The 22864-nt window shown below is 63.1% G+C and carries 29 protein-coding genes and 1 pseudogene; 15 read left to right on the forward strand and 15 right to left on the reverse strand.

Features of this window, described 5'->3' with window-relative positions; all coding sequences use genetic code 11:
- The first annotated feature begins 156 nt into the window (after positions 1-156).
- A complete protein-coding gene (locus CAP37_RS12015; protein ID WP_086124375.1) occupies positions 157-624 on the forward strand; it encodes a hypothetical protein in 468 nt (155 codons plus the stop codon).
- 78 nt (positions 625-702) lie between these two features.
- Entirely contained in the window at positions 703-1365 is a 663-nt protein-coding gene (locus CAP37_RS12020) for a cation transporter (protein ID WP_086124376.1), read from the forward strand.
- Here the strand turns inward: CAP37_RS12020 and CAP37_RS12025 are convergent.
- The gene (locus CAP37_RS12025) at positions 1331-1951 is read right to left on the reverse strand and encodes a class I SAM-dependent methyltransferase (protein ID WP_086124377.1); all 621 of its coding nucleotides are present in this window, start codon (positions 1949-1951) and stop codon (positions 1331-1333) included. The genes CAP37_RS12020 and CAP37_RS12025 overlap by 35 nt on opposite strands.
- A 125-nt stretch (positions 1952-2076) precedes the next feature.
- Between CAP37_RS12025 and CAP37_RS12030 the strand changes: the two genes are divergently transcribed.
- Both CAP37_RS12030 and CAP37_RS12035 read left to right on the forward strand, forming a co-directional pair.
- Positions 2077-3063 carry a VCBS repeat-containing protein gene (locus CAP37_RS12030; RefSeq protein ID WP_143435932.1) on the forward strand — a complete coding sequence of 329 codons (987 nt, stop codon included), beginning with the start codon at positions 2077-2079 and terminating at the stop codon, positions 3061-3063.
- 75 nt (positions 3064-3138) lie between these two features.
- Positions 3139-3687, forward strand: coding sequence for a peroxiredoxin-like family protein (locus CAP37_RS12035; RefSeq protein WP_086124379.1), 549 nt, complete (start codon positions 3139-3141; stop codon positions 3685-3687).
- A gap of 85 nt (positions 3688-3772) precedes the next feature.
- Here the strand turns inward: CAP37_RS12035 and CAP37_RS12040 are convergent.
- A pseudogene (locus tag CAP37_RS12040) lies at positions 3773-4012 on the reverse strand (NYN domain-containing protein); the annotation flags it as partial.
- Positions 4013-4608: 596 nt separating this feature from the next.
- On the opposite strand from CAP37_RS12040, the gene CAP37_RS22130 reads away from it, so the two are divergent.
- Both CAP37_RS22130 and CAP37_RS12050 read left to right on the forward strand, forming a co-directional pair.
- Positions 4609-5634 (forward strand): HNH endonuclease signature motif containing protein, encoded by a 1026-nt coding sequence (locus CAP37_RS22130; RefSeq protein WP_086124380.1) that lies wholly within the window; start codon positions 4609-4611, stop codon positions 5632-5634.
- Between the two features lie 205 nt (positions 5635-5839).
- Positions 5840-6943, forward strand: a complete 1104-nt coding sequence (locus CAP37_RS12050) for a DUF4062 domain-containing protein (RefSeq protein ID WP_218776852.1) — start codon at positions 5840-5842, stop codon at positions 6941-6943.
- Positions 6944-7138: 195 nt separating this feature from the next.
- Here the strand turns inward: CAP37_RS12050 and CAP37_RS12055 are convergent, their stop codons facing one another.
- Complete coding sequence (locus CAP37_RS12055; RefSeq protein ID WP_086124381.1) at positions 7139-8233, reverse strand: DUF4238 domain-containing protein; 1095 nt, start codon at positions 8231-8233, stop codon at positions 7139-7141.
- Between the two features lie 177 nt (positions 8234-8410).
- Between CAP37_RS12055 and CAP37_RS12060 the strand changes: the two genes are divergently transcribed.
- Positions 8411-10225 carry a DEAD/DEAH box helicase gene (locus tag CAP37_RS12060; protein WP_086124382.1) on the forward strand — a complete coding sequence of 605 codons (1815 nt, stop codon included), beginning with the start codon at positions 8411-8413 and terminating at the stop codon, positions 10223-10225.
- A 31-nt stretch (positions 10226-10256) separates the two neighbouring features.
- Here CAP37_RS12060 and CAP37_RS12065 read toward each other — a convergent pair whose 3' ends face one another.
- From CAP37_RS12065 to CAP37_RS12080, 4 genes are all read right to left on the reverse strand, one after another.
- On the reverse strand, positions 10257-10646 hold the full coding sequence (locus CAP37_RS12065; protein ID WP_086124383.1) for a cupin domain-containing protein: 390 nt from the start codon (positions 10644-10646) through the stop codon (positions 10257-10259).
- A gap of 94 nt (positions 10647-10740) precedes the next feature.
- Complete coding sequence (locus CAP37_RS12070; protein ID WP_086124384.1) at positions 10741-12240, reverse strand: carotenoid oxygenase family protein; 1500 nt, start codon at positions 12238-12240, stop codon at positions 10741-10743.
- Between the two features lie 15 nt (positions 12241-12255).
- The gene (locus tag CAP37_RS12075) at positions 12256-12675 is read right to left on the reverse strand and encodes a DUF2141 domain-containing protein (RefSeq protein WP_256926954.1); all 420 of its coding nucleotides are present in this window, start codon (positions 12673-12675) and stop codon (positions 12256-12258) included.
- Positions 12672-13376 (reverse strand): class I SAM-dependent methyltransferase, encoded by a 705-nt coding sequence (locus CAP37_RS12080; RefSeq protein ID WP_086124385.1) that lies wholly within the window; start codon positions 13374-13376, stop codon positions 12672-12674. The genes CAP37_RS12075 and CAP37_RS12080 overlap by 4 nt, the downstream gene beginning before the upstream one ends.
- Before the next feature lie 72 nt (positions 13377-13448).
- Here CAP37_RS12080 and CAP37_RS12085 point away from each other — a divergent pair, with 72 nt between their 5' ends.
- A complete protein-coding gene (locus tag CAP37_RS12085; protein WP_086124386.1) occupies positions 13449-14333 on the forward strand; it encodes a LysR family transcriptional regulator in 885 nt (294 codons plus the stop codon).
- Here CAP37_RS12085 and CAP37_RS12090 read toward each other — a convergent pair.
- From CAP37_RS12090 to CAP37_RS12110, 5 genes are read right to left on the reverse strand one after another with little or no spacing between them, the layout of a single operon-like run.
- On the reverse strand, positions 14320-14760 hold the full coding sequence (locus CAP37_RS12090; RefSeq protein WP_086124387.1) for a helix-turn-helix transcriptional regulator: 441 nt from the start codon (positions 14758-14760) through the stop codon (positions 14320-14322). The genes CAP37_RS12085 and CAP37_RS12090 overlap by 14 nt on opposite strands.
- On the reverse strand, positions 14738-15706 hold the full coding sequence (locus CAP37_RS12095; protein WP_086124388.1) for a nitronate monooxygenase family protein: 969 nt from the start codon (positions 15704-15706) through the stop codon (positions 14738-14740). Before CAP37_RS12095 ends, CAP37_RS12090 begins: the two co-directional genes overlap by 23 nt.
- 14 nt (positions 15707-15720) lie before the next feature.
- Complete coding sequence (locus CAP37_RS12100; RefSeq protein WP_086124389.1) at positions 15721-16113, reverse strand: nuclear transport factor 2 family protein; 393 nt, start codon at positions 16111-16113, stop codon at positions 15721-15723.
- Positions 16110-16316, reverse strand: a complete 207-nt coding sequence (locus CAP37_RS12105) for a 4-oxalocrotonate tautomerase family protein (RefSeq protein WP_086124390.1) — start codon at positions 16314-16316, stop codon at positions 16110-16112. The genes CAP37_RS12100 and CAP37_RS12105 overlap by 4 nt, the downstream gene beginning before the upstream one ends.
- Positions 16317-16328: 12 nt before the next feature.
- A complete protein-coding gene (locus CAP37_RS12110) occupies positions 16329-16883 on the reverse strand; it encodes a flavodoxin family protein (RefSeq protein ID WP_086124391.1) in 555 nt (184 codons plus the stop codon).
- A gap of 125 nt (positions 16884-17008) precedes the next feature.
- On the opposite strand from CAP37_RS12110, the gene CAP37_RS12115 reads away from it, so the two are divergent.
- Positions 17009-17947, forward strand: a complete 939-nt coding sequence (locus tag CAP37_RS12115) for a LysR family transcriptional regulator (protein ID WP_086124392.1) — start codon at positions 17009-17011, stop codon at positions 17945-17947.
- On the opposite strand, the gene CAP37_RS12120 is transcribed toward CAP37_RS12115, so the two are convergent.
- Genes CAP37_RS12120 through CAP37_RS12130 form a run of 3 tightly spaced genes read right to left on the reverse strand, consistent with a single transcriptional unit; the run spans position 17934 to position 19381 of the window.
- A complete protein-coding gene (locus tag CAP37_RS12120; protein ID WP_086124393.1) occupies positions 17934-18434 on the reverse strand; it encodes a GNAT family N-acetyltransferase in 501 nt (166 codons plus the stop codon). The genes CAP37_RS12115 and CAP37_RS12120 overlap by 14 nt on opposite strands.
- 7 nt (positions 18435-18441) lie before the next feature.
- Positions 18442-18999, reverse strand: a complete 558-nt coding sequence (locus tag CAP37_RS12125) for a dihydrofolate reductase family protein (RefSeq protein ID WP_086124394.1) — start codon at positions 18997-18999, stop codon at positions 18442-18444.
- Between the two features lie 13 nt (positions 19000-19012).
- Positions 19013-19381: a DUF1428 domain-containing protein gene (locus tag CAP37_RS12130; protein ID WP_086124395.1), complete on the reverse strand. Its 369-nt coding sequence runs from the start codon at positions 19379-19381 to the stop codon at positions 19013-19015.
- Between the two features lie 183 nt (positions 19382-19564).
- On the opposite strand from CAP37_RS12130, the gene CAP37_RS12135 reads away from it, so the two are divergent.
- The 6 genes from CAP37_RS12135 to msrA all read left to right on the forward strand — a co-directional run bounded on the left by CAP37_RS12135 (position 19565) and on the right by msrA (position 22861).
- Positions 19565-19933 carry a YciI family protein gene (locus tag CAP37_RS12135; protein ID WP_086124396.1) on the forward strand — a complete coding sequence of 123 codons (369 nt, stop codon included), beginning with the start codon at positions 19565-19567 and terminating at the stop codon, positions 19931-19933.
- 152 nt (positions 19934-20085) lie between these two features.
- Positions 20086-20799: a YebC/PmpR family DNA-binding transcriptional regulator gene (locus CAP37_RS12140; RefSeq protein WP_086124397.1), complete on the forward strand. Its 714-nt coding sequence runs from the start codon at positions 20086-20088 to the stop codon at positions 20797-20799.
- A 31-nt stretch (positions 20800-20830) separates the two neighbouring features.
- Positions 20831-21097: a DUF3297 family protein gene (locus tag CAP37_RS12145; RefSeq protein WP_086124398.1), complete on the forward strand. Its 267-nt coding sequence runs from the start codon at positions 20831-20833 to the stop codon at positions 21095-21097.
- Positions 21098-21144: 47 nt separating this feature from the next.
- Positions 21145-21732, forward strand: a complete 588-nt coding sequence (locus tag CAP37_RS12150) for a DUF1439 domain-containing protein (RefSeq protein ID WP_086124399.1) — start codon at positions 21145-21147, stop codon at positions 21730-21732.
- Between the two features lie 47 nt (positions 21733-21779).
- The gene (msrB, locus tag CAP37_RS12155) at positions 21780-22262 is read left to right on the forward strand and encodes a peptide-methionine (R)-S-oxide reductase MsrB (RefSeq protein ID WP_086124400.1); all 483 of its coding nucleotides are present in this window, start codon (positions 21780-21782) and stop codon (positions 22260-22262) included.
- The gene (gene msrA / locus CAP37_RS12160; RefSeq protein ID WP_086124401.1) at positions 22259-22861 is read left to right on the forward strand and encodes a peptide-methionine (S)-S-oxide reductase MsrA; all 603 of its coding nucleotides are present in this window, start codon (positions 22259-22261) and stop codon (positions 22859-22861) included. Before msrB ends, msrA begins: the two co-directional genes overlap by 4 nt.
- Positions 22862-22864 lie beyond the last annotated feature (3 nt).

Consider the following 22864-nt stretch of genomic DNA (forward strand, 5'->3'; position numbering starts at 1 on the left):
TCCACAGCCGCCCGCTCAGTTCGGAAAGCTCTGGTGGTCGGCTTTCTTGATCTGCGTCAAGGTAGCTCCATCGCCCAGGTCTAGGCTTGAAACGTTTCCGCCGCTTGCTGACTCATACATGCCTCTATCGACACTCGCTGCACACGGAGCACCATCATGAAAACCACTTACACCATCCTCACGCTTTCCACCGCGCTCCTGCTGACCGCCTGTGCGAACCCGAACGCACCTGGAGCGGGACCCATGTCATCCGCTCACGCCGAAAGACACGCTGCGCATCAAGCGGCTGCGTCACCGTCCGGGTCGCCGGAGGGCATGCATGACCACATGAGAGACATGCAGGCCATGCGCGACAAGATGATGAATGCCAAGACGCCAGCCGAGCGACAGGCCTTGATGGATGAGCACATGAAATCCATGCACGAAGGCATGGCGATGATGAAAGGCATGAAGGGAGTGCACGGCAAGCCGGGCATGCCAGGGATGTCTGGAATGAAAGACATGCCCATGGACATGCCCAGGCACCACCAGATGATGGAGCAGCGCATGGACATGATGCAGACCATGATGGAAATGATGATGCAGCGGATGCCGGGCGGCACCATGCCGCCTGCCGGCAAGTGACAGGGATCAAGTGCGGAAAGAACCGCTTGACACCGTAGCGGCTCCAGGGTTTCCAATGCAGGCATTGAAAGGAAAAACATGTCTGCTCATTGCTGTGACCACGAAACCCCGAAAACCGAAGCCATCGTCAACCTGCCGCGCTACCGCAAGATCCTCTGGATCGCGCTGATCGTCAACGCCGCCATGTTCCTGGTGGAGATCGGCGCGGGCGTGCAGGCGGGTTCCCTCTCGCTGCTGGCCGACGCGGTGGACTTCGCTGGCGATGCGATGAACTACGCGGTATCGCTCGCGGTGCTCGCCTCGGCGCTGGCATGGCGTGCGCGCGCGGCCATCCTGAAAGCCGTGAGCATGATGGGCTTTGGCCTGTATGTGCTGGGCGCTGCGGTGTGGTCGGTGTGGCACGGCGGCGTGCCGCAGGCCATGACCATGGGTGTGGTGGCGCTGATGGCGCTGGCGGCCAACGTGGCCGTGGCGTGGATGCTGTACGCCTTTCGCGAGGGCGACGCCAACATGCGCAGCGTGTGGCTGTGCTCGCGCAACGATGCCATCGGCAACGTGGCCGTGTTCATGGCCGCACTCGGCGTGTTCGGCACCGGCTCCGCCTGGCCCGATCTGTTGGTGGCGAGCCTGATGGCGGCATTGGCCCTGCACGGTGGCTGGACCGTGCTGCGGCAGGCTCGGGGTGAGCTGGCTGCGAACGGCACCCTCAATTCGGCTCCTTCCGGCACAAACAGTAGATGAACTTCTGCACCGTGCCGAACGGCGTGTGGTGTTCTTCGCGCTCCTGCTGCAGCAAGGTGAACGGCGCGCCGAACTCGGCATGCAGGCCATCGGCGCTGTAGCGCATCACCGGCAGGCCGCTGCACTTGTCCGGCCCGTCCTCTGCAAATGTGGCCACGATCACGTGGCCGCCGGGCTTGACGGCGCGCAACACCGCCTGAACGTAGGCTTCCCGTTCGGCAGGCGCAGTGAGGAAATGAAAAACGGCCCTGTCATGCCAGACGTCATACGCATGGCGTGGCAGCTCCACGCGGGTGATGTCGCCCACCAGCCACGAGACATTTTCAGCGCGCGGGCCCAGGCGGGACTTCGAGGCCGACAAGGCCGCCTCGGAAAGGTCCAGCACTGTGACCTTTGCATAGCCCTCTTCCAGCAGATCGTCGACCAGCGTAGAAGCACCACCGCCCACATCAATGATGCCGGCGTCCTTGTCCACGCCGGTCTGGTGAATGAGCTGCATCGACTGCCGGGCGTGGTCCTGAAACCAGCTCACGCCCGAAGAGGCCTTGGTGGTGTAAACCTGCTCCCAGTGATCTTTGGACTGCATGGCATCTCCTGTGCGTGGCTCCGCGTGCGCGGTCAGAGCAATATAGCGATTTCGCTTGCCCTGCGCTCGGTCTATATTGCCGTTGCCGTCGCGTAAGGTTGAGCGCCCAGAAACGACGAACGTCCATGCCCGCTGCAACCCACCCGCATCCCAGCCCGCGACAACGCGAACGCAGACCACCCGCCTTTGCGCCATGGGTCTGGGTGTTCCTGTTGGCCATCGTCCAGCCGCTGGCCGCGAGCGCCATGGGCCTGACGATCTCGCCCCAGGCCCAGACTTGCCCCCGCGAGGCGATTGCCGCACCTGCGCTGCGGCCACTGCCCGAGCAAGCGGCACAACGCATTGCCGACAGCCAGACTGCGGCGGGTCGGCACGACGTGGCCTGGGCCTGGCTCGGCTCGCCCACGCTGCGCTACCCGCACCGCGCGCTGGGTTCGCCCACCCACGCCGCCAGCGTGCACGCGCTGGTGCGCTCGCGTTCTGGTTCCTGGCAGGTGGTTGAGTTGCGCCTGCCGCTGCACCGGGTGTACGAAGACCGCGTGCCTCGCATCGTCGACATCGACCGCGATGGCAGCGAGGAGATCGTGCTGGTGGAGGCCGACGCGCTCAAGGGCGCATCGCTCGTGGTGCTGGGCATCGAGCACTCGGCCAACGGCCCAGCAATGGTGGAGCGTGCGCGCAGCGCCTTTGCCGGCAGCACATTTCGCTGGCTTAACCCGGTTGGCGTGGACGATTTCGACGCCGATGGGCGGCCCGACCTGGCCATGGTGCTCACCCCCCACATTGGCGGGGAGCTGCAACTGCTGCACTACCGGCCACCGGCCCTGGTGCCTTACGCGCGTGCACTCGATGTGTCGAACCACCGCATGGGTGACATCGAACAGGCGCTTGCGGTGATCGTGCAGGGGCAAGGGCAGCGCCCTACCGTGGTGGTGCCCGACATGACCCTGCGCGCGCTGCACGCGCTGCGCTGGGACGCGCCGGGCCGCTGGACCGAGCTCGGCGATGCAATGCCGCTGCCCGACCGCATCGAGCGCCTTTCTCCCCTGCAGGGCGGCGCCTGCGCCACACTGGCCAACGGCAGTTCGCTGCGCGTGATGCTGGCGCCCTGACTGACGCGAGGCAGCCACCGACGCGAAACCGATACCCAACCCGATATCTTTCACCAACCGCCCAAGGACCTCCCCATGACCGCCACTGCTCTTGTGCCACGCCAACCAGTTCCCGCTCTTGCCCTGCCCCTCGTGGGTGGCGGGCGGTTCGTGCTCGGCGCCGCGCCACCCGAGCGCTTCGACCTGATCGTGTTCTACCGCGGGCTGCATTGCCCCATCTGCGCCAAGTACCTGATGGAGCTCGAGCGGTTGGCACCCGAATTCACCAAGCGCGGCGTGGCCATGCTGGCGGCCAGCAGCGACGATGCGGAGCGCGCCCAGGCCATGGCGACCAAGGTGAACGCGCAGACGGTGAAATTTGGCTACGGGCTGGGACTGGCCAACGCCCGCCAGTGGGGCCTGTACCTCAGCACCTCGCGCGGCACAACCTCCATCGGGATCGAAGAGCCCGCCGTCTTCAGCGAGCCGGGCGTGTTCCTGGTGAAGCCCGACGGCACCCTTTACTACGGCGCGGTACAGACCATGCCTTTTGCAAGGCCCGCGTTCCAGGACCTGCTCGGCGCCATCGACTTCGCGATTGCCAAGGACTACCCGGCACGCGGCGAATACGTGGGCCCGGTCTGACGGCGATACGCTGCAGGGCCCGCCCGTGTTGGCCAAAGCCATACACCGCCAACCCCGTGTCCTGAATGCGCGAAGCCAGCCCCGTGTAATCGCGGTCCGAAGACACGATGCAGAAGCCTTCCACGCTGCGCGCATGCAGCAGCTCCATCGCATCCATGATCAAAGCCGAGTCGGTGGCGTTCTTGCCCTTGGTGAAGCGGAACTGCTGGCAAGGCCGGATGGAGAGCGTGTGCAACAGCTTCTTCCACGGCGCGAGTTGCGTGGTGGTCCAGTCGCCATACGCCCGCCACGCCGTGGCCTTGCCGAAATTCGCCACCATCGCCATGAGCTGAGCGGCCTGCGCGGCGCGCGCGTTTTCGGCGTCGATCAGCACGGCCAGGCGGGGGCGGGCTGCGAAAGGGTTGGGTTAGTGGAGTTGTTGTGACTGCATGTGCCTTCCTGTCTTGTTGGAGGTCACCAGCGCCATCTCTTTGTGAGAGGTGGCGGTGGCCCGAACAGGTTGGCGTACCGGAGCCATTTACCAAAGCCGGCGAGACTTGCGTCTCCCCATCCGGGCCACCATAAAGGCAGGCACAGACGAGAAAGAAGATAGCCACAACGCATGCGCGTTGCAGCTATCTCAACGGTAGAAGGCTAGCGGGACGCCAATCCCGGTCGCACTGGTTTTGTACGACGGAAGCAGGTATAGGCGAGGCAAAGGACTGGGCATCGCGCACGATTCCGGCATGCGTTGGAGAACCCATGTCGGGTTTCAACTTTTATAGGGAAAACGCCTCAGTGAAACCAGTTGCACTGGCCCTTATCCTTACGCAAGTGATCCTGCTAGCAGTGGCCGCCGTGCTCAAGACCCTTAAATAGTGCGTCTCGCAGACCCCTACTATCAGACCAATCAATTCAGGATACAGCTATGGAGGTTCCGTGATGGCAGATGGTAAGCGCGCCTTCCGTGGTGTTGAGAGCTTTGAAGCGGAAGCACTGACGCGTGACTTGATCTCGCCCTTTTTGGAAGCTCGCGGGTTAAGCGACTTAGACGACCACCGTGACCGAGTAGGGAAGGACGGCCAGTCACAGATCATCAAGGCCACGGATTTCGACGGTCACCCGATTTGCATCCGAGTGAAGATTTGCTGGACGTGGGCAAACAACAGAGCTCCGAAGCGGAACTACTCCGCCAGCCAGCTTGCTGCCCGCATGCATGGGGATTGGGTCACAGGCTTTGACAGCCTGATGGAACGCCAGAAGAAGGCAGGTATCACTCACTACCTGATCGTGCAAGGGGATGACACTAGCATCCAGCTTGGCGCACTGATCCCGATTGCAGCCGTGCGACCGATCTGGGAACAGCAACGTGAGGTAAGCCAGCGCTTGATTGACGCGGGGAAGCTCAAAGGACAGAAAAAGAATCACGCGGAGAATGGCGGCAGTCCGACCCTGTATCTGATGGACCTGCGACGTGCGGCAGCTAAGGAGGTCACAGACGTCCTCTGGGATTGGCCCGGCGTCATCGACCTAATGCGGATGCAGGTCACAGTAGCGCCGGCGGATGACTCAGTAGACGACATGCCCGTCGATTACTCGATGTACGGCAGCGACAAGGCGCCGCGAGTCAAGACGCAATCCTCAGGCGTAAAGCGGGACCCTCGAGTACGACGCGCGGTCGTCAGAAGAGCAACTGAGGGTTGTGAGCGACAGGGATGCGAGGACACGCGTACATACCCAGGATTTCTGGACGTCCATCACATCCTGGGGGCGGGCAAAAGCGACCGCGTCTGGAACTGCGTCGCCCTCTGCCCCAACTGCCACAGGGAGGCGCACTACTCGCCTGAAGCTGATCGCATCAACGCGGCACTGTATGAGTACGCAAAGCAGTTCGAGCCGTCGTATGTGAAATTGGCGCAACGTGACAGCAGCGAGGCGAAGCCAGCTGCCGTGATACTTCAGAGGTGAAGTTCGGATCACATGTGTTTGCAGTGGGCCGTCCTGCGTAGGTCCCAATGCTGCGTGGGGGTCGGCTTAGGGCGGAGTACTGTCGGTCGACATAGCAAGCACGTATGACCGCTGTTGCGCGCTAGGTCAGAGAAGTTTCGTGGCTGCTGCTTCAGCGGCCTGTTGAGGCTCACTCGTACGACACGTCGGGATGGATTCAAAGCGGATGCTGACGCCGCTAATCGGCGCCTCCATAATGCTGCCGCCGAATGTGCATTTCTTAGACGCGCAAATGACCAACAACAAGCGATTTCAGATTTTCGTTTCTTCAACATATCTCGATCTAGTTGAGGAGCGGCAGGCGGTTTTGAAGGCCATACTTGAACTCGACCACATGCCGGCCGGAATGGAACTGTTTCCGGCTACGGACGACTCGGCCTGGATCCTCATCAAGAGTGTTATTGACGAATCCGACTACTACGTGCTCATCGTGGGCAGGAAGTACGGCAGCCTGCACGCAGATGGCTTGGGCTACACCGAGAAGGAATACGACTATGCGTACGAGCAGAAGAAGCCGGTGATTGCACTCCTACACAGCGATCCCGGACTGATACCCCGTGACAAGACCGATATAGACGAAGCCCAGTGGAAGCGTCTGGAGAAATTCCGCGAGAAGGTGCGCAGCCGCCACACATGTCAGTTCTGGACGAGCGCACATGACCTCAAGGCGAGCGTGATCGTCAGCTTGACTGCGATGATCAAGAGGCACCCAGCAGTCGGCTGGGTGCGCGCAGATTCTGTTCCTACTGGGGCACGCATAGAAGACGTACTTTTGCTCAAGGAGCGTGTCGCTGAACTGGAGGTTGAGTTATCTGCGAGTCGGACGCTTCCATCTCCTGAAACAGCGGGACTTGCGCAAGGAAACGACGCGCACGAAATTCAAGTGAAGGTTGAAACCAGCTCTCATGAATGGAACCCATATCCCATCCTGTATTCATGGGACGACCTGTTCGCTCACGTCGCGCCAGCGCTCTTGAACGAAGCCTCGGATGGCAGACTTCGCAGCGCGATCTCGTCATATGTGGCAGCTGACGCCGTTAGGATTTTCAAAGATGACGCGGATATCCCGAAAAACCAAAAAACGTTCGGAGTGAGCGCAACGGTGCCCGGGTCCGAGATCGATACCTGTATCGTCCAGTTCCGAGCTTTAGGCTTAATCGTTGAAAGTCAAAAAAAGCGAAGCGTCACCGACACTGGCAAGTACTGGGCCCTCACTCCATATGGAGATCACAAGCTAGTTCAGCTTCGCGCTATTCGGAGGGCGGAGTAGCCCACTGAATGCAGGCTGCGCCAAACGGCAAACGGCTCACAGCTCACAGCTCACAGGCTAGACCTCCGGAGAATGTGTTGCACCGAATCGAATGCGCCGCCGGCGTGGGCAGAACTTCTTATTGGCTCGTTGGTAGACAGGCGCGATGGTGACTTAGTGGAGATGCCGCTGGTTTTCGGTTCAAACCGGATGCTTTCACCGCCTAGAAGGCTCGCGCCAAAAATCAGCAGAGCGCCGAAATGCTGTCTTGGCCGCTCGGATGTATCCGGCACCTGATCCGTTTGTGAACACGTGACCCTTCGCCCGCCACCGCAGCAGGTTTGGCCAACGTGAAGGAGTGGGCGAAAGGGACTGGGTATGTAGAAGCGCTTCGTCGTGCGCGTGAGCCTCAGGACGTTCCACTACTCTGTATCGCTTGTGTCTTTCATCAGACTTATCGAGCACTGCGTAGGTCACACGGTGTCGGCTACCGAGCCTGCGACTTTGCACTGCTTGGTACGAACCCCGAACCCATTGATGGTCATTCCAATCTTGGAAATAGACATTTGCCCACGCGTTCAAAAACTGCTGCTCGTTGCACGCTGCTACGTCCGCCTCATCCCTCATTTCGGTCCACCCTCTCTCGTGCGGAATGCTGTAGACGTCACCGTCATACGCAATACACAGAATGCGAGGGTTTAAAGGGAGGAAGACTGTCGTTCCACAGGACATCAACCCTGGAGACAGATTGCGAGTCCGAAGATCTTCTTTATGCCAACGGTTCGCGACTACTGCTGGATCATCAGAAGTCAAGAATGGCTTTTTCGTCCTGTTGCGTATCAAACAGATCTTCAAATCGCTGAAAAGGTCCATTTGTTCTCCAAAGGCTCTCATCGCCATTTGAACCGCTTCTTTGACTGACGGCCTGACGTCTGGCAATGGCACACCAAACTTCTGTTCCATCCCCGCAAACATCTCTACCAAGCGCCTAGACGCCGCCTCAGTCCTCATGTGCTGAAAGAGCATGAAGATGCGAAGCGCACTTTTGTCATCGCCGTTCAATTCATATCGGGGCGTCAAAATCTTTGCTACCACGCTGGCATAACTTCCTTCGACGGCTCGAATCGCTGCTTCAAGGCGATCATCCTGTCCATAGAAATAATCCCCCGAGCATTGATTCTTGACTGGCGCCGAAGCAATTGCGCGCTCTAGCCTCAGATTTAAAAGATTGATGGCGAGGCTCTCACCATCCTGGGTGAAGGCTCTCAAGTAGCAACGAGGAACAAAATGTTGGTTCTTATTGTTTGCCATGAGTTGAGCATATCGAATCCATCTCAGTCCGGCGAGCAATCGGTGCTACCTGCATCGACGACCTATCGCCCTTTGCGGAGATACTCGATAAGAAAATCGCGCCCACTCCTCGTACTTCCAGGCTCAATGCGCAATGATGCCCACTGACCACCGCATCAGGGAAGGAGACCACCACGCATGGCGACACTGATCCCATCCATAGGCACCACGTCATTCGACTCCACCGGCGAACGCCGACTCGCCGAGCGCCTGGAACAGAAGCTGGACGACGATTACCTGCTCTGGCACAACGTGCCGATTGGCCCCAAGCAGACGTACCCGGACTTTGTGGTGCTGCACCCGCGCCGTGGCTTGCTGGTGCTGGAGACGAAGGACTGGCACCTGGAAACGATTCAGAACGCGACCAGGCAGTACTGGACGATCCTGGGCAACGGCAACACGCCCAAGGTGTTGATGAATCCCCTGGCGCAGGCGCGGCACTGTGCGATACAGGTGGTGAATGCGCTGGAGCGGGACCCGCAGTTGGTGCAGGCCTCTGGCCCGCACCAGGGCAAGCTGGCGTTCCCCTGGGGGCACGGCGTGGTGTTAACGCGCATTACGCGCAAGCAGTTCGATGCGGCGGGGCTGGCCGAGGCCATCGAACCGCACTACGTGATCTGCAAGGACGAGATGGAAGAGTCGGTGGATGCCGAGCGCTTTCAGCAGCGGCTGTGGGGCATGTTTGCGCACTCGTTTGGCGGCGCCATTTCATTGCCGCAGCTGGACCGCGTGCGCTGGATCATGTTTCCGCAGGTGCGGGTGGAGCCGCAGGGTTCGCTGTTTGACGACCAGGACGCGGAGGCCGACCTGCCCACCATCATGCGGGTGATGGACCTGCAGCAGGAGCAGTTGGCCCGCTCGCTGGGCGATGGGCATCGCGTTATTCATGGTGTGGCGGGTTCGGGCAAGACGATGATCCTCGGCTACCGCGCCGAATACCTGGCCAGGGCGAGCACGCCCACGAGCAAACCGGTCCTCATCCTTTGCTACAACGAGCCGCTGGCGGTGAAGCTGGCCAGCGTGATGGAAGCCAAGGGCCTGGCCGACCGCGTGCACGCCCGCAACTTCCACAAGTGGTGCCGCCAGCAACTGGTGGCTTTCGGCCAGCCCATTCCGCCCCAAGGCTCGCAACACATGTTCGACCGCATGGTGGACAACGTGATTCGCGGTGTGGAGCGGCAGCAGATTCCGGGCGGCCAATACCAGGCCGTGCTCATCGACGAGGGCCACGATTTCGCGCCCGAGTGGCTGAAGCTCGTGACGCAGATGGTGGACCAGACCACCAACAGCCTGCTGCTGCTGTATGACGATGCGCAAAGCATTTACGAGCGAGCGCGCTCCAGGCAGTTCAGCTTCAAGAGCGTGGGCGTGCAGGCGCAGGGCCGCACCACCATCCTGAAAATCAACTACCGCAACACGCGGCAGATTCTGCAAACCGCCAGCCTCATCGCGGCGGACTTGCTGACGGCGGACGACAAGGACGACGACGGCATTCCACTCGTCAAACCCGTGAGCTGCGGCCGAGACGGCGCAGCGCCCGTCATCATCCGCCTGCCCCGCCCGCGCGACGAAGCCTTTGCAGTAGCCGACCACCTGAAGGCCGCGCACAAGGAAGGCTTTGCCTGGGGCGACATGGCCATCCTCTGCCGAGACTGGGACAGCATGGACTTGTGCGCCATGGCGCTGAGGCAACGCGGCCTGCCCCACCAGGTGCGCAAACGCTCAGGCGACTACCAGCCCGGTGCCGACCTGATTCAGGTGATGACGATGAAGGTGAGCAAAGGGCTTGAATTCCCGGTGGTGGCCTTGCCGGGCGTGGGGCACATGCCGGCGGCAGGACAGGACGAGAAAGAGGAAGCGCGCATTCTGTATGTGGCAGCCACACGTGCCACGCAGAAGCTGCTGATCACGATCAGTGGAGATGGGGAGTTGGGGCGGCGGTTGCCTGCGTAGCTACAAGCGCTCAGTGAGTGCAGCCCAACGGTTATGCGTCGGGGCGGTCAAGAGAATGATCCGTTGGGGTTGGCGTCACAGACATCACCTTGAGTGAAATCGACTCTTCAAAGCGGTGCCACGTTCCAGCTGGAACGACGACGAATTCTCCCGTGACCAGATGCACGCGCTGTTCAGCACCCTGAACGAGAAGAACGACTGTGGTGCTACCTTCGATGGCGAGAACCAGTTCGTCGCCATTCTGGTGACGCTCCCACTCACTGCTGCCAGAGTAGTGGCCCATGTAGATTGCGCCATCCCGACATGTCGACACGAGCGCGAACACGCCAGAGGTTTCCCCGTTGAAACCAGAGGCCGGCGTTCGATTGGGAAGGTACTTGACTCCAGACAGCGTCTCGGAGATGGACTTCTTTGTAATCATTGCAGGTCGGTGTTGAGGTTTGGACTGTTCGCAGGCCTTGCGAGGGGAGCAGATGAGCTCTGCAATGCTCAATTCTGATTGAGACAGGCGGGACTCACGTTGGCTTCTCCGAAACGACGGCGGCGCCTGAGACAAACGCCCCATGCAGCCCCAGCGGCAGCGCGTACGGCAGCGTGGCCTGCGCCACGGGGCCGTCGGCCAAAGCGTCTGCCGCGAAGCAGGACAACACGGTGCGCTGGCTGGCCTGGTCCAGCACGGTGCCGAGCACCCAGCCTGGTGATGAGCCCGACGATGCGTCGGGCACGAACACATGCTCTTCCACGATGGCGCCCGGTGCAAAACGGAAGCGTTGCGAAGCACCCGTTTCCACGTGGGTGCAGGCGATGGCGTTCCACATGGGTAGCCCGCCCACGGTGGAGGTGGCGTGGAACACATGGCGATGCCGCCCGCCGACGAGGCGGTGGTCGATGCAGGGAAACTCGGCTTCGATGCCCAGGTCCGTCTGCAAGACCTGGCCGCTGCGCAGGTGGAGCTTCAGCACCGTGAGGCGCGGCCCCGGTGTGCCGGCGAGGCGGCCTTGCATCACCTCGCGAGCATCCACCAGCAGGGCGCGCGCGTCGGCAGAGCGCGCGTAGTCCAGGTGGATCACGGTGCCGGCGGGCGTGTCTTCTTCCCATGCGTTGCCGATGTGAAAGAGGAAACCGGTGGGCAATTCAAACTGGCGTTGCTGCTTCCAGTCGTGCTTGTCGATGACGAGCGCGCGCATGCCTTGCTCCGGCCGCCACACGTGAGAGTCCAGGAAGCTCGCTCCCGCTTCGCGGCGCGTTGCGTCGTACACCAGAGGCGCCAGCAAAAACACCAGGTGACGGGCCGTGACGGCAAAGTCGTGGACCATCGGCAGGTCACTCACGGGCAAGGCGTCGGCGCGCTTCAATGCCCCGTCGGGCCCGATCTCGTACAGCAACAGCAGGCCGTGGTGGGCGCTGACGCCGAAGTTCCACACTGTGCCGTCCGCCTCCACGCGGGGGTGCGCCGAGAAGGGTGCGCCTTCCAGGTCGGCCCGCCAGGTCTTTATGCCGTGTGTTTGCAGCGTGAGTGGGTCCAGCCTGGTGGCGGAGCCGCCCTCCCACAGCGCCAGCAAGTCGTCGCCCAGCGGCAGCACGCTGATGTTGGCGGCGTTCATGCTGTCGGGCGATGCGGCCGATTCGCGATCTTTGAACACGGTGCCAAAGCCTTCGGTGAGGCGGCGGCCGGCCGTGGTCTCGGCCACGCGCTTGGGTGTGGCCACGTAGCGCCCCTGGTGGTGCACTTCGCTACCGGCGATCAGGAAGCGGTGCACCATGCCGTCACCATCGAACCAGTGACGGTAGCGCTCGCCACCCAGGTCGTGTCCTGCCGGACCGTTGCGGTAGAGCGTGCCGGCCAGCGCATCGGGGAAGCGCCCGCGCACCCTGGCCCGCGTCAAAGGGAGGTCGGCGGGTGGCGTGGCAAAGGCCGGCTGCCAACCGGGGCTGGCGTGTACGGCCGACGGCGCCAGCACAGGCGCGCCTGCGGCGGCAGCCATGAGCCGCAGCAAAACATCTCGACGATGCATGAAAGGGCTCTGCCTTCAGCGCAGCCGGAAGCTGATGCTGGCGTTGTCGGCATCCAGTGGCACGGCGGCGGCGTCGAAGGTCGGTGGGCCCATCCTGCCTCGGGCGTTGTTGGAGAAGCCGTACCTTTCGGTGGGCAGGCCGACGATGTTGGTGTCGAGCCTGGCGTTGCCGTTTTCGTCGGCAAACGACTTGACTGCATAGCGCCCTGCCGGCAGGCCTGTGAACACCACCTGAGCCGCTCCATCGCGCAGCTCCACTTTCTGCGAAGCGAGCGCCTGGTTGCTGGCCATGGCCTCGGCGCTGTTGAACAGCGCCAGGTAGAGCACCGCCGGCACGGGCGGGCCATCCACCACGGTCACCTGCAGATCTGCCGCGCTCACGGCGCATGGCATCGTCAAGGTGGCGAGCGAGAGGAAAGTGTGGATGAACTTCACGCTGCATCTCCCTTGCGAGCGACGATGAAGACGCGGAAGTCCTTGCCCCGAGTGCCATGGCGCTCAACCGATTCGATGACCATTCCCTGGCGGACGATGGCCGCCTTCAAGGCTTTGGCGTCGAAGCACAGCACATGGGGCGCCTTGCCGATGGCGCGCATCAGGGGAATGGCGAGCCAGGGGATGAGTGGATTCATTTCGGAGATGCACGCCGTTTTGGAGATCAGCAGGCCACCCGGACGCAAGGCGCGCACGGCGAGCTGGAGCGCTCGGTCGAGATCGTCGACCAGGTGCAGCAGGTTGAAGGCCAGCACCGCGTCGTACTCGCCCTGCCCGGCCATTGGCTCGTCGGCGTCGGCAACGGCAAAACTCAACTGTTGCATCGGCTGGTCGGTCAGCTTCTGGCGGGCGATGGCGATCATGGCGGGCGAGAAGTCGGTGGCCAGCAGGCGCCGGGTGTGGCGTGCCAGGCGCAAGGCGGTGGTGCCGGTGCCACAGCCGATCTCCAGCACGTCCATGTCTGTTGTCAGCAGCCCCTGCACGCGCCACAACGTGGACTCGTAACCCGCCGGGTCAACAATCGGGTCGGCGGCGTACTTCACCGCCACGCGGTCCCAGAAGCGGGCTTTGCGGGCGTGCGATGCGCTGGCGTGAACGGCAGGCGGGGCATCGGCGAGGGGGGAGATGGTGGAAGAAGGCATGGGGGAGGATGCTATCCATGCAAGACTCCGCAGGGAATTGCGGTAAATTGCAGCGGCTATATACATTTCTGCATGGATAACCTCGACTGGAACCAACTGAAGGCGTTTCTCGAAACGGCTGAAACCGGATCGTTGTCGGCCGCTGCGCGCAAGCTGGGCCTGACGCAGCCCACGTTGAGTCGCCAGGTGGCCGCCATCGAGCAACACATGGGCGTGACGCTGTTCGAGCGCGTGGGCAAGTCCATGGCACTCACGCCCACCGGGCTCGATCTGCTGGAACACGCCCGCGCCATGGGCGCCGCGGCCGAGGCGCTGCGGCTGGCCGCCACCGGCCGCTCCGAAGCCGTGGGCGGTGTGGTCTCGGTCTCGGCCACCGACGCGGTGGCCGCGCATCTGCTGCCTCCGCTGCTGCGCCAGTTGCGCGAACAGGAACCGGGCATTGCCATCGAAGTGATCTCGTCCAACGCCATCAGCGACCTGCTCCGCCGTGAAGCAGACATTGCCATCCGCCACGTGAAGCCAGAGCAACCGGAGCTGATCGCGCGCCTGATCCGCGAGGCCACGGCCAGCTTCTTTGCGTCAAAAGACTGGGTGAAGACCCACGGCCATCCGCGCAGCGCGGAAGAAGCGGCGCAGCACGCTTTCGTGGGCGCGGACCGCTCAGGCCAGTACCTGGCTTACCTGCGTCAACATGGCCTGCCCCTGAGCGAGGCCAACTTCAGTTGTTACGCCGAGCACTCGATGGCGAGCTGGTCGCTGGTGCGCCACGGCTTGGGCATCGGCGCCATGATGGACGACATCGCGCGCGACACCCCTGGCATCGTCCGTGTGCTTGACGACGTGGCGCCGGTGCGCTTTCCGATCTGGCTGGTGACGCACCGCGAACTGCGCACTTCGCGACGGATTCGAGTGGTGTTCGAGGCGCTCGCGCAGGGGTTAGCGGTCAGCGCAGCGTGACAGCCGCTGGTGGGGGAGGCGGCCCCCCTTGGGCAGCACTGCGCACGGCGCCTGGCGCGTCTCCATATTGCTGCCTGAAGCGCCGGTAGAAGGTGGAGGTTTCCCTGAACCCCACCGCAAAGCCGATTTCTGCCGTGCCCACGTGGCGCGAACCGGGATCGCGCAGCATCGCGTGCGCGCATGCCAGGCGGGTGCGGGTCAGGAATTCGTGAAAGCTGTGATCCGAGAGTTCGAACAACTGGTGCAGCGCGCGCACTGACATGCCGAATTCGATGGCCACCCGTTCGGGTGTGAGCGCCATGTCGGAACAGCGCAGCTCCACATCCCGCATCACCTGCTGCAGCAGGGCGCGGCGTCTCGCCAGTCGCGTGGGCTCGGGGGCGCTGGCAGCCGCACCTGCGACCTCAGCCACCAGGCTTTGGTGCAAGGCGTGCGAGCGCTTCCCTCGCTGTGGCCAGCATCTGCTTCACGATGACCTCGGCGGGTAGAACATGTCGCACCAGATCTGCGGCTTCACCGGCAATGATCGGCGCCTGTCGATGATCCGATGACTGCCGCGCCAGCGTGAGTGTCGCTTGCAGCTCTTCCTTGTGGGCATGCAGCATCTCTGGGGAAGCGCCGGCCCATTGCTCGGTCAGCGCGTTCTGCAAGGTTCGCAACCCCCAGGGACCTGCTGGCCAGTTCAGCCCTCGTGCCACGTCGAACAGGTCGCTCTTCGTGGTGTCGTCGCCCGACGCCAACGTGAGCAATCGCCTGGCGTCGGGGTGTGCCAGGGATTCTTCGGCGGCATAGAACGCGGTGCCGCACATCACACCCTGCGCGCCAAGTGCCAGGGAGGCAGCCAGGCCGCGTCCGTCTGCGATGCCTCCCGCAGCGACCACAGGAACATCCACGGCGTCCACGACGGCAGGCACCAGCGCCATCGTGCCCCGAACGCCGCTGTGGCCACCGCCTTCACCCCCCTGGGCCACGAGGATGTGCGCCCCTTCGGCCTCGGCCTCGCGCGCCTGCAAAACAGTCTGCACCTGTGCAACCAGCACTCGGCCGGCCGCATGCACGCTTTTTGCAAACGGACGGATGTCGCCGAATGAAAGCAGGATGGCGGACGCCCCTGCATCCATGGCCTGAGCGAGCAGATGGGGCCGTTCGTGCAGGGCCCAGGTGATGAACCCCACGCCGAAGGCCACACCGTCGACGAGTTGAAGCTGCTCATGCAACCACTGCTCGTCGCCGTACCCACCGCCGATGAATCCGAAGCCGCCAGCTTCACTGACCGCACGCGCCAGGCGGCCTCCAGCGATGCCAGCCATAGGCGCCAGCAACACCGGGTGCCGAAGTTGAAGAAGCCCGTGCAACTGCGAAGACGCTTCCATTTCAGACGCCGCCTTCATGCCGAGACCGTGTAATGAAACACCTTGCTGACAATGCGCCATTCGCCCGCCAGTTTCACCAGCGTAAGAAGGTCGATGAAAGCCTTTGGCGGGATGGCGCATTCGGCTTTTACGAATGCAGTGACGGGTCCTGCGAACTCCACGGACAAGATGCGGTCGGTCCGCAGATGGCCCATGCTGGCGGGGGACGGCCGCTTGGCCACCACGGGGAAGTACTGCGCCATCTCCAGGTGCAGGAGGCTGCCATCCGTGGCGCAGAAGTAGTGGGCCTGCGGGTGAAAGACGGTGGCGAGCAGGGCCGTGTCGCTGTGGTGCAGTCCGTCAAAGTAGCGCTCCATGGTGGCGGCAACGACAGCCGCTTCTGAAGCGAATTCCGTCGCTGCACTCATGTCTGACTCCGCTGGCGGTATTGCGGCACCGGCAAGCCGCCCACGCCCCAGTTCTCCAGGTCGACTTCGTCAATCACCACGTGCGTGAGTGACGGGTCCTTGTTCAGCACACGCTGCAACAGGGCCGAGACTCCGGCGATCAGTTCGGCCTTCTGGCCAGGGGTCACACCTTCGCGCGTCACTTTGATGTTTACATAGGGCATTTCAGGACTCCTTCACTGGAGGCGATGCAGGGTCTGGCGGATGCGCTCGCCGAAAGCGCGGGCAGTCTGGAGATCACCCGTGGCCATTTCTTCGGGTGTCGCATCCGCGGGGGTGGCGGCCATGAGGCCACTGAAAGACGCCAGATAGTTCAGGTCGTTTCGGGTCGAAGCCTTTGCGTTGGCCGGCATGAGACCCGTCCCGACCCAGAGCATGCCGTGCTGCTGGGAGAAAGTGAAAAGCGCGTTCAGCGTGGCCAGCTTGTCGCCGTTGATGCCTGCGGAGTTCGTGAACCCGGCGGCGAGCTTGTTCTTCCATTGCTGCTGCGTCCAGACGCTGGAGCTGGTGTCCATGAAGCGCTTGAACTGCCAGCTCACGCTGCCCATGTAGGTCGGCGAGCCCAACACCACAGCATCTGCGGCTTGAAGCGCCTCCCAGTCTGCGGCGGCGAGAACGCCGTCCTGGTCGACTTCGTGCAGGCGGGCGTCGCCGCCTTCGGCAACGGCCTGCGCGATCCGTCGGGTGTGGCCGTAGCCGCTATGAAAAACGATGCTGATCGAGTGGGACACGAGGAACCTTCCTGTGATTGATGGGTGGATTTGCTGAGGGCCAATTGGCTGTGAAGGATCGTATTCAAGCCCCGTAGATTGATAAACTCCCTTGATTGCAAAACTTGACTTACATGAGGTAATCAATGAGCCGCGAGTTTGGTGAAGCGTCTTTGGGCAGCATCGAGTTGTTCTGTCTTGCGGCCGACCAGGAAAGCTTCACCGCTGCGGCTCAGCAGGCGGGCATCACGCCGGCTGCGGTGAGCCGAGCCATTGGCCGGCTGGAAGAACGGCTGGGCGTGCGGCTGTTTGTGCGCTCCACTCGAAGGGTGCGCCTGACCGACGGCGGGCGGGAGTACCACACGCAATGCAGGCAGGCGCTAGCTCAATTGGTGGATGCGGAGCGGCAGCTCACTGGGCACCAGGCGGCGCCGGCGGGCCTTGTTCGCATCAGCGCACCCACCAGCTTCGGCCACCATCGACTTCTTCCCCTGCTACCGGCATTTCGCGCGCTCCACCCCAAGGTGGACGTGGAAGTGCACCTGAGCAACCGCAACATCGACTTCACTGCCGACGGCTTCGACCTGGCTGTGCGCGCCCGCGAGCAGGTCGACTCGGGGCTGATTGCGCGCAAGTTGATGGACGCGGAGCTCACGGTGGTGGGTGCACCCCAATACCTGGCCCGCTGCCCTCCCCCAGCATCACCGGCGGATCTGGCAAGCCACGAATGCATCCAGTTCGTCCTTCCACGCACCGGGCAGCGCGTGCCATGGCGACTGCGCTTCGACGGGGAAGAGCGCGATGCGCAGACAGCAGGCAGCCTTACCTGTTCTGAAGACATCCTGGGTTGTGCCACGCTGGCCCGCGCAGGGGCCGGACTGGCGCAGACCTATCGCTTCATCGTCGAGGAGGACATTGCCGAAGGCAGGCTGGTGGAAGTGCTGAAGCCTTTCGGGGGTGCATCGCGTCCGTTTTCGCTGATCTACCCTGGGAGTCGGCACATGTCGCTGCGGGTTCGGGCGCTGGCCGACTTTCTGGCTTCCAGCCTGCATCGGAGCAGCACGCAGCAGTTCAGCCCAGCGTGAAGTGCATGTGCACCTTGCCATGCAGGTGCCCGTCGACCAGGATGGCGCGCGGCTCGGTGCCGAAGGCAACGAAGCCCGCCTCTTGATAGAGCCGAATGGCCGATGCGTTGCCTTCGGTCACGGTGAGCACGAGGTCGGTGAGGCCCATGGTGGGCGCATGCAGCGTCAGCGCCCGCAGCAGTTCACGCCCGAAGCCGCGCCCTGCCGCTTCCCGCGCCACATACATCGCCACCACCAAGCCCTTGTGCCGCTGCTTGGCGCGCGCCGCGCATTCAAGCCCCACCATGCCGACCAGCGTGCCGTGTTCGTCGAAAGCGCCCCAGAAAGGCACCAGTGCCGAAGCCAGACGCTGGCGCGATTCTTCGAGTGGGCGCGCGTTCGCGTCTTCCCAGTCGGAGGTGAACGCGTCCGGGTGTTCGCGCAGCGCACGCAAGCGCAAGGCGCGGTAGACGGGCGCGTCGTCGGGGGTCAGGCGTCGGATGGGCATCTGAGGGTCAGCGCGCGCGCCGGTAGTGCATGGCCACTGCGCCGCAACGGAGTGGCTTTGCAGAAATCAATTCGAGCCGTCGCGTACTGGGCAGCCCGCTCTGGTACAGGGTGGGGCCGTGGCCGGCGATCCTGGCGTGGACGAGAAACTGATACTCGTCGATCAGATCCAGCCGGTCCAGCTCGGTGGCGAGCTTGCAGCTACCGAGGAGCACGCCGGCCGGGGTCGCGTCCTTCAGCCTCTGGATGCCCGTGCGCAGGTCGCCAGCGATGTGGTGGCTGTTGTTCCAGGGGAAGTCCTTTCGCGTCGAGGACACCACGTACTTCGGTTTGGCCTCCAGCTTGACCGCCCAATCCCGCAGCGCCGCGGGCGCTTGCACGTCACCGCGGGCGACCGCCGGCCAATGGGCCTCCATCATCTCGTAGGTGACGCGGCCCCACAGCATCGCCCCACCCTCCTCCATGAGGCGGGTGAAAAAGGCGTGCGTTTCGTCGTCGGCGATGCCTTCCTGGTGGTCGACGCAACCGTCCAGGGTGACGTTGATGCTGAAGGTCAGAAGTCCCATGGTGTCCCGTCCCTCAAGCCTTGACTTCAACCACCTGTTGGAAGCCGCCGAAGATCATGCGTTTGCCGTCGAAAGGCATGGGCGGGTTGGCGGGGTTGGACGGGTCCATGCGGGGGTCTTCCATCATCTTTTTCATGCCAGCGTCGCGCGTGGCTTTGTCCGGCCATTCAACCCACGAGAAGGCCACCGTTTCCTCGGCCGTGGCCTGCACGGCGCGGCGGAAATCCGTGACCTTGCCATCGGGAACGTCGTCGCCCCAACCCTCGATCACTCGAATGGCGCCCAGATCAAGGAATATCGGGTCGAGCTGGCGAGCATGCTCGATGAACTTCTGCTTGTTGGCAGTGGGGACTGCAATCACGAAACCATCGATGTAGGACATGTTGTCTCTCCTGTTGGGTTAATGATCGGTGCGCCCGCGTTTGGACGCTACCTACCCCAACGACGAACCACGACACCCCAGATCGACATGGCCGGGGGCAGCAGCCGCATTTCTTTTGCCTCTGTCGATTCCTGAGTCAAGGCTTCGTCGTGCAGGCATCATCCACAAAAAACGGAGTTCGCCATGAAGTACCTCGGTCTTGCCTACTACAACCCCGAAAAGTTCGCCGCCATGGCGCCAGCCGACGTGCAGGCGCTGGTGAGCCAATGCCCGCCGCTGGACGAGAAGATGCGCGCCACCGGCAAGGTGCTGGTGGCGGCGTCGCTCACCGAGCCGAAGGACTGGATGACGCTGCGCCCGCGCGGCGGCAAGACGCAGATATCGGATGGGCCCTACACCGAGTCGAAGGAAATGGTGGGCGGGTTGTTCATCATCGAAGCGGACAGCCGTGAAGAAGCCCTGAAGCTCGCGGCCATGCACCCCGCCGCATTGCTGGGTGAAGCAGGCGGATGGGCGGTTGAGTTGATCCCCATGGATTTCTTTCTGGGGTGAGGCCAGCACGTCTTCAGAACGACACCACCACCGACTCCGCGCTCCGCTTCGCCTCGCCGTGGAACACGGCCCGCAGATGTGTTTCCGGTAGAAAGCCGCATGCTAGCGCTATGCTTGCGGCCCCGAAAGAGCAGATAACAAAGGAACACACCATGGGCGCGCAATGGAAAGCCAAGCACAAGGACCTCGCCGCAAACGCCAAAGGCCGGCTGTTCGGCAAGCTGGCCAAAGACATCATGATTGCGGCGCGTCACGGGGCAGACCCCGCCGCCAATTCGCGCCTGAGGCTGGTGGTGGAGCAGGCGCGCAAGGTGTCCATGCCCAAGGAAACGCTGGACCGCGCCATCAAGAAGGGCGCAGGGCTCACGGGCGAAACCGTGCATTTCGAGCACGTGATCTACGAAGGCTTCGCGCCGCACCGCGTGCCGGTGATGGTGGAATGCCTCACGGACAACGTGAACCGCGCGGCATCCGACATGCGGGTGCTGTTCCGCAAAGGGCAGCTGGGCACCTCGGGTTCGGTGTCGTGGGACTTTGACCATGTGGGCATGATCGAGGCCGAGCCAGCGGGCAAGGGTGCCGATGCGGAAGTGGCGGCCATCGAAGCCGGCGCGCAGGACTTCCACCCCGGCGACGAAGAAGGCACCACGGTGTTTTTGACGGACCCGACGGACCTGGACCTGGTGAGCCGTGCGCTGCCGGCGCAGGGCTTTACCGTGTTGTCGACCAAGCTGGGCTACAAGCCGAAGAACCCTATCGACCCGGGCAGCCTGAGTGCGGTGGATCTGGAAGAAGTGGAAGCCTTTCTGGCGGCGCTGGACGCCAACGAGGACGTGCAGAACGTGTTTGCCGGCCTGGGTGGCTGAGTCCTTGTTCAACTGAAGGACAATGCCGGCCATGAGCGACACCACCACATCCACCACCCCATCCAGCCGCCCGCCCCTGCCCGACCACCTGGCCATCGACCCGCGCAGCCCCCACCATGTGGCCGAGGTGTTCGAGCACGACATCGGCATCCGCTTCAACGGCAAGGAGCGTTTCGACGTGACGGAGTACTGCGTGAGTGAAGGCTGGGTAAAGGTGCCCGCCGGCAAGACGCTGGACCGCAAGGGCAACCCGCTCACCATCAAGCTCAAGGGCACGGTGGAAGCGTTCTACAAATAGAGACGCCTGGGGCAGAACCTGCGGCGCAAAATCCCGTCCAACCGGCCATGCAACGCAGAATTCTCCTCATTCACACCCTGGGTTTCGGGGCCGTGCTCACCCTGGCACCCGGCCTGCTGCTGGCGGCGGAAGCCGATCCGCCCAATGCACAGCCCGCTGGCTACCGCGTTTCCTCCGCGCAAATGCAGGAAGCCCTGGTCCAGCGGTTTCCCCGGCGGTACCCGGTGCAGGGGCTGCTGAATCTGGATGTGCAGACGCCCAGATTGAAGATGCTGCCGGAAGAAAACCGCTTGCGGGCCGAGATGCCGGTGGAAGCGGCCGGCCCGGCGCTGAACCGCAGCCACCAGGGCAGCCTCGAAGTGGACTTTGGCCTGCGCTACGAGGCCAGCGACCGGACCTTGCGCGCTCACCAGTTGCGCCTGTCGAAGCTGAATTTCCCGAGCCTGCAACCGAGCGTGGTCGCGCTGCTCAACACCTACGCACCCACGCTGGGCGACGAATTGCTGAAAGAGGTGGTGCTGCACCGCCTGGAGCCCAAAGACCTGGCCCCGCTGGACAAGATGGGCATGCAGCCCGGCGCCATTACCGTCACGCCCGGCGGGCTGGTGGTGGCCATGGTGCTCAAGCCGCTGTAAGAAATCTGCTCCCGGTCCGACTCACCTGCATGAGACACCCCACCACCATGAACCGCCGCCACACCATGAAACTGCTCTCGCTCCTCGGCCTGGGTTCCCAGGCCGCCGCCCCAGTGGCCAGCGCGCTGGCTGCGGCCGACCCGTGGAAACTCTCTGCCGCCGAATGGAAAAAGCGCCTGACCCCGGCGCAGTTCGACGTGTTGCGCGAGGAAGGCACGGAGCGCCCCGGCACCAGCCCGCTGAACGCCGAGAAGCGCAAGGGCACGTACCACTGCGCGGGTTGCGATCTGCCGCTGTTCGCTTCAGACACCAAGTACGAGAGCGGCACCGGCTGGCCGAGTTTCCACACCCCGCTGCCCGGCGCGCTGGGCACCAGCACGGACTACAAGATGATCCTGCCGCGCACCGAATACCACTGCGTGCGCTGCGACGGCCATCAGGGCCACGTGTTCAACGACGGCCCCAAGCCCAGCGGCAAGCGCTACTGCAACAACGGAGTGGCGCTGCGTTTTGCGCCGGCCGCGGCATGAAGGCGCATCGCTGGCTCGCAGCCGCCTTGCTGCCCATGGTGTGGCTGTTTGCTTCGCCGGCCCATGCCGCCACCGCCAAGGCCACCTTCGCGGGTGGCTGCTTCTGGTGCGTGGAGGCCGATTTCGACAAGGTGCCCGGTGTGGTGTCCACCACCTCGGGCTACATCGGGGGCACGGTGGCCAACCCCACCTACCAGCAGGTGTCGAACAGCAACACGGGCCACGCGGAAGCGGTGGAGATCGTGTTCGACCCGGCCAAGGTGAGCTACGAAGCCTTGGTTGAAAAGTTCTGGCGCACCATCGACCCCACCACGAAGGATCGCCAGTTCTGCGATACCGGCAATCCGTACCGCACGGCGATCTTCACGCACGACGCGGCGCAACTTGCCGCAGCAAGAAAGTCACTGGCCGCGCTGGAAAAGTCCAAGCCATTCAAGGAACCGATCGTCACCGAGATCGTGGCGGCCGGGCCGTTTTATGCGGCCGAGGACTACCACCAAGACTACTACCTGAAGAATCCGATTCGCTACAAGTACTACCGGACGAGCTGCGGGCGCGATGCAAGGCTGGAGCAGCTCTGGGGCCCAGGCAAAAAGTGACGG

Origin of the sequence: Hydrogenophaga sp. IBVHS1 (assembly GCF_002127265.1) — a bacterium.
Taxonomy (GTDB): Bacteria; Pseudomonadota; Gammaproteobacteria; order Burkholderiales; family Burkholderiaceae_C; genus Hydrogenophaga.

What these genes read in the sequence shown, in the direction of transcription:
- CAP37_RS12030 (WP_143435932.1), top strand. Translation starts at nt 2,077, where the DNA reads ATGCCCGCTGCAACCCACCCGCATCCCAGCCCGCGACAACGCGAACGC.
- CAP37_RS12130 (WP_086124395.1), bottom strand. Translation starts at nt 19,381, where the DNA reads ATGTCCTACATCGATGGTTTCGTGATTGCAGTCCCCACTGCCAACAAG.
- CAP37_RS12125 (WP_086124394.1), bottom strand. Translation starts at nt 18,999, where the DNA reads ATGGGACTTCTGACCTTCAGCATCAACGTCACCCTGGACGGTTGCGTC.
- CAP37_RS12035 (WP_086124379.1), top strand. Translation starts at nt 3,139, where the DNA reads ATGACCGCCACTGCTCTTGTGCCACGCCAACCAGTTCCCGCTCTTGCC.
- CAP37_RS12115 (WP_086124392.1), top strand. Translation starts at nt 17,009, where the DNA reads ATGAGCCGCGAGTTTGGTGAAGCGTCTTTGGGCAGCATCGAGTTGTTC.
- msrB (WP_086124400.1), top strand. Translation starts at nt 21,780, where the DNA reads ATGAACCGCCGCCACACCATGAAACTGCTCTCGCTCCTCGGCCTGGGT.
- CAP37_RS12070 (WP_086124384.1), bottom strand. Translation starts at nt 12,240, where the DNA reads ATGCATCGTCGAGATGTTTTGCTGCGGCTCATGGCTGCCGCCGCAGGC.
- CAP37_RS12050 (WP_218776852.1), top strand. Translation starts at nt 5,840, where the DNA reads ATGCTGACGCCGCTAATCGGCGCCTCCATAATGCTGCCGCCGAATGTG.
- CAP37_RS12150 (WP_086124399.1), top strand. Translation starts at nt 21,145, where the DNA reads ATGCAACGCAGAATTCTCCTCATTCACACCCTGGGTTTCGGGGCCGTG.
- CAP37_RS12100 (WP_086124389.1), bottom strand. Translation starts at nt 16,113, where the DNA reads ATGAGTGCAGCGACGGAATTCGCTTCAGAAGCGGCTGTCGTTGCCGCC.
- CAP37_RS12105 (WP_086124390.1), bottom strand. Translation starts at nt 16,316, where the DNA reads ATGCCCTATGTAAACATCAAAGTGACGCGCGAAGGTGTGACCCCTGGC.
- CAP37_RS12060 (WP_086124382.1), top strand. Translation starts at nt 8,411, where the DNA reads ATGGCGACACTGATCCCATCCATAGGCACCACGTCATTCGACTCCACC.
- CAP37_RS12020 (WP_086124376.1), top strand. Translation starts at nt 703, where the DNA reads ATGTCTGCTCATTGCTGTGACCACGAAACCCCGAAAACCGAAGCCATC.
- CAP37_RS12080 (WP_086124385.1), bottom strand. Translation starts at nt 13,376, where the DNA reads ATGCCTTCTTCCACCATCTCCCCCCTCGCCGATGCCCCGCCTGCCGTT.
- CAP37_RS12140 (WP_086124397.1), top strand. Translation starts at nt 20,086, where the DNA reads ATGGGCGCGCAATGGAAAGCCAAGCACAAGGACCTCGCCGCAAACGCC.
- CAP37_RS12145 (WP_086124398.1), top strand. Translation starts at nt 20,831, where the DNA reads ATGAGCGACACCACCACATCCACCACCCCATCCAGCCGCCCGCCCCTG.
- CAP37_RS12065 (WP_086124383.1), bottom strand. Translation starts at nt 10,646, where the DNA reads ATGATTACAAAGAAGTCCATCTCCGAGACGCTGTCTGGAGTCAAGTAC.
- CAP37_RS12015 (WP_086124375.1), top strand. Translation starts at nt 157, where the DNA reads ATGAAAACCACTTACACCATCCTCACGCTTTCCACCGCGCTCCTGCTG.
- CAP37_RS12055 (WP_086124381.1), bottom strand. Translation starts at nt 8,233, where the DNA reads ATGGCAAACAATAAGAACCAACATTTTGTTCCTCGTTGCTACTTGAGA.
- CAP37_RS12025 (WP_086124377.1), bottom strand. Translation starts at nt 1,951, where the DNA reads ATGCAGTCCAAAGATCACTGGGAGCAGGTTTACACCACCAAGGCCTCT.
- msrA (WP_086124401.1), top strand. Translation starts at nt 22,259, where the DNA reads ATGAAGGCGCATCGCTGGCTCGCAGCCGCCTTGCTGCCCATGGTGTGG.
- CAP37_RS12120 (WP_086124393.1), bottom strand. Translation starts at nt 18,434, where the DNA reads ATGCCCATCCGACGCCTGACCCCCGACGACGCGCCCGTCTACCGCGCC.
- CAP37_RS12135 (WP_086124396.1), top strand. Translation starts at nt 19,565, where the DNA reads ATGAAGTACCTCGGTCTTGCCTACTACAACCCCGAAAAGTTCGCCGCC.
- CAP37_RS22130 (WP_086124380.1), top strand. Translation starts at nt 4,609, where the DNA reads ATGGCAGATGGTAAGCGCGCCTTCCGTGGTGTTGAGAGCTTTGAAGCG.
- CAP37_RS12095 (WP_086124388.1), bottom strand. Translation starts at nt 15,706, where the DNA reads ATGGAAGCGTCTTCGCAGTTGCACGGGCTTCTTCAACTTCGGCACCCG.
- CAP37_RS12085 (WP_086124386.1), top strand. Translation starts at nt 13,449, where the DNA reads ATGGATAACCTCGACTGGAACCAACTGAAGGCGTTTCTCGAAACGGCT.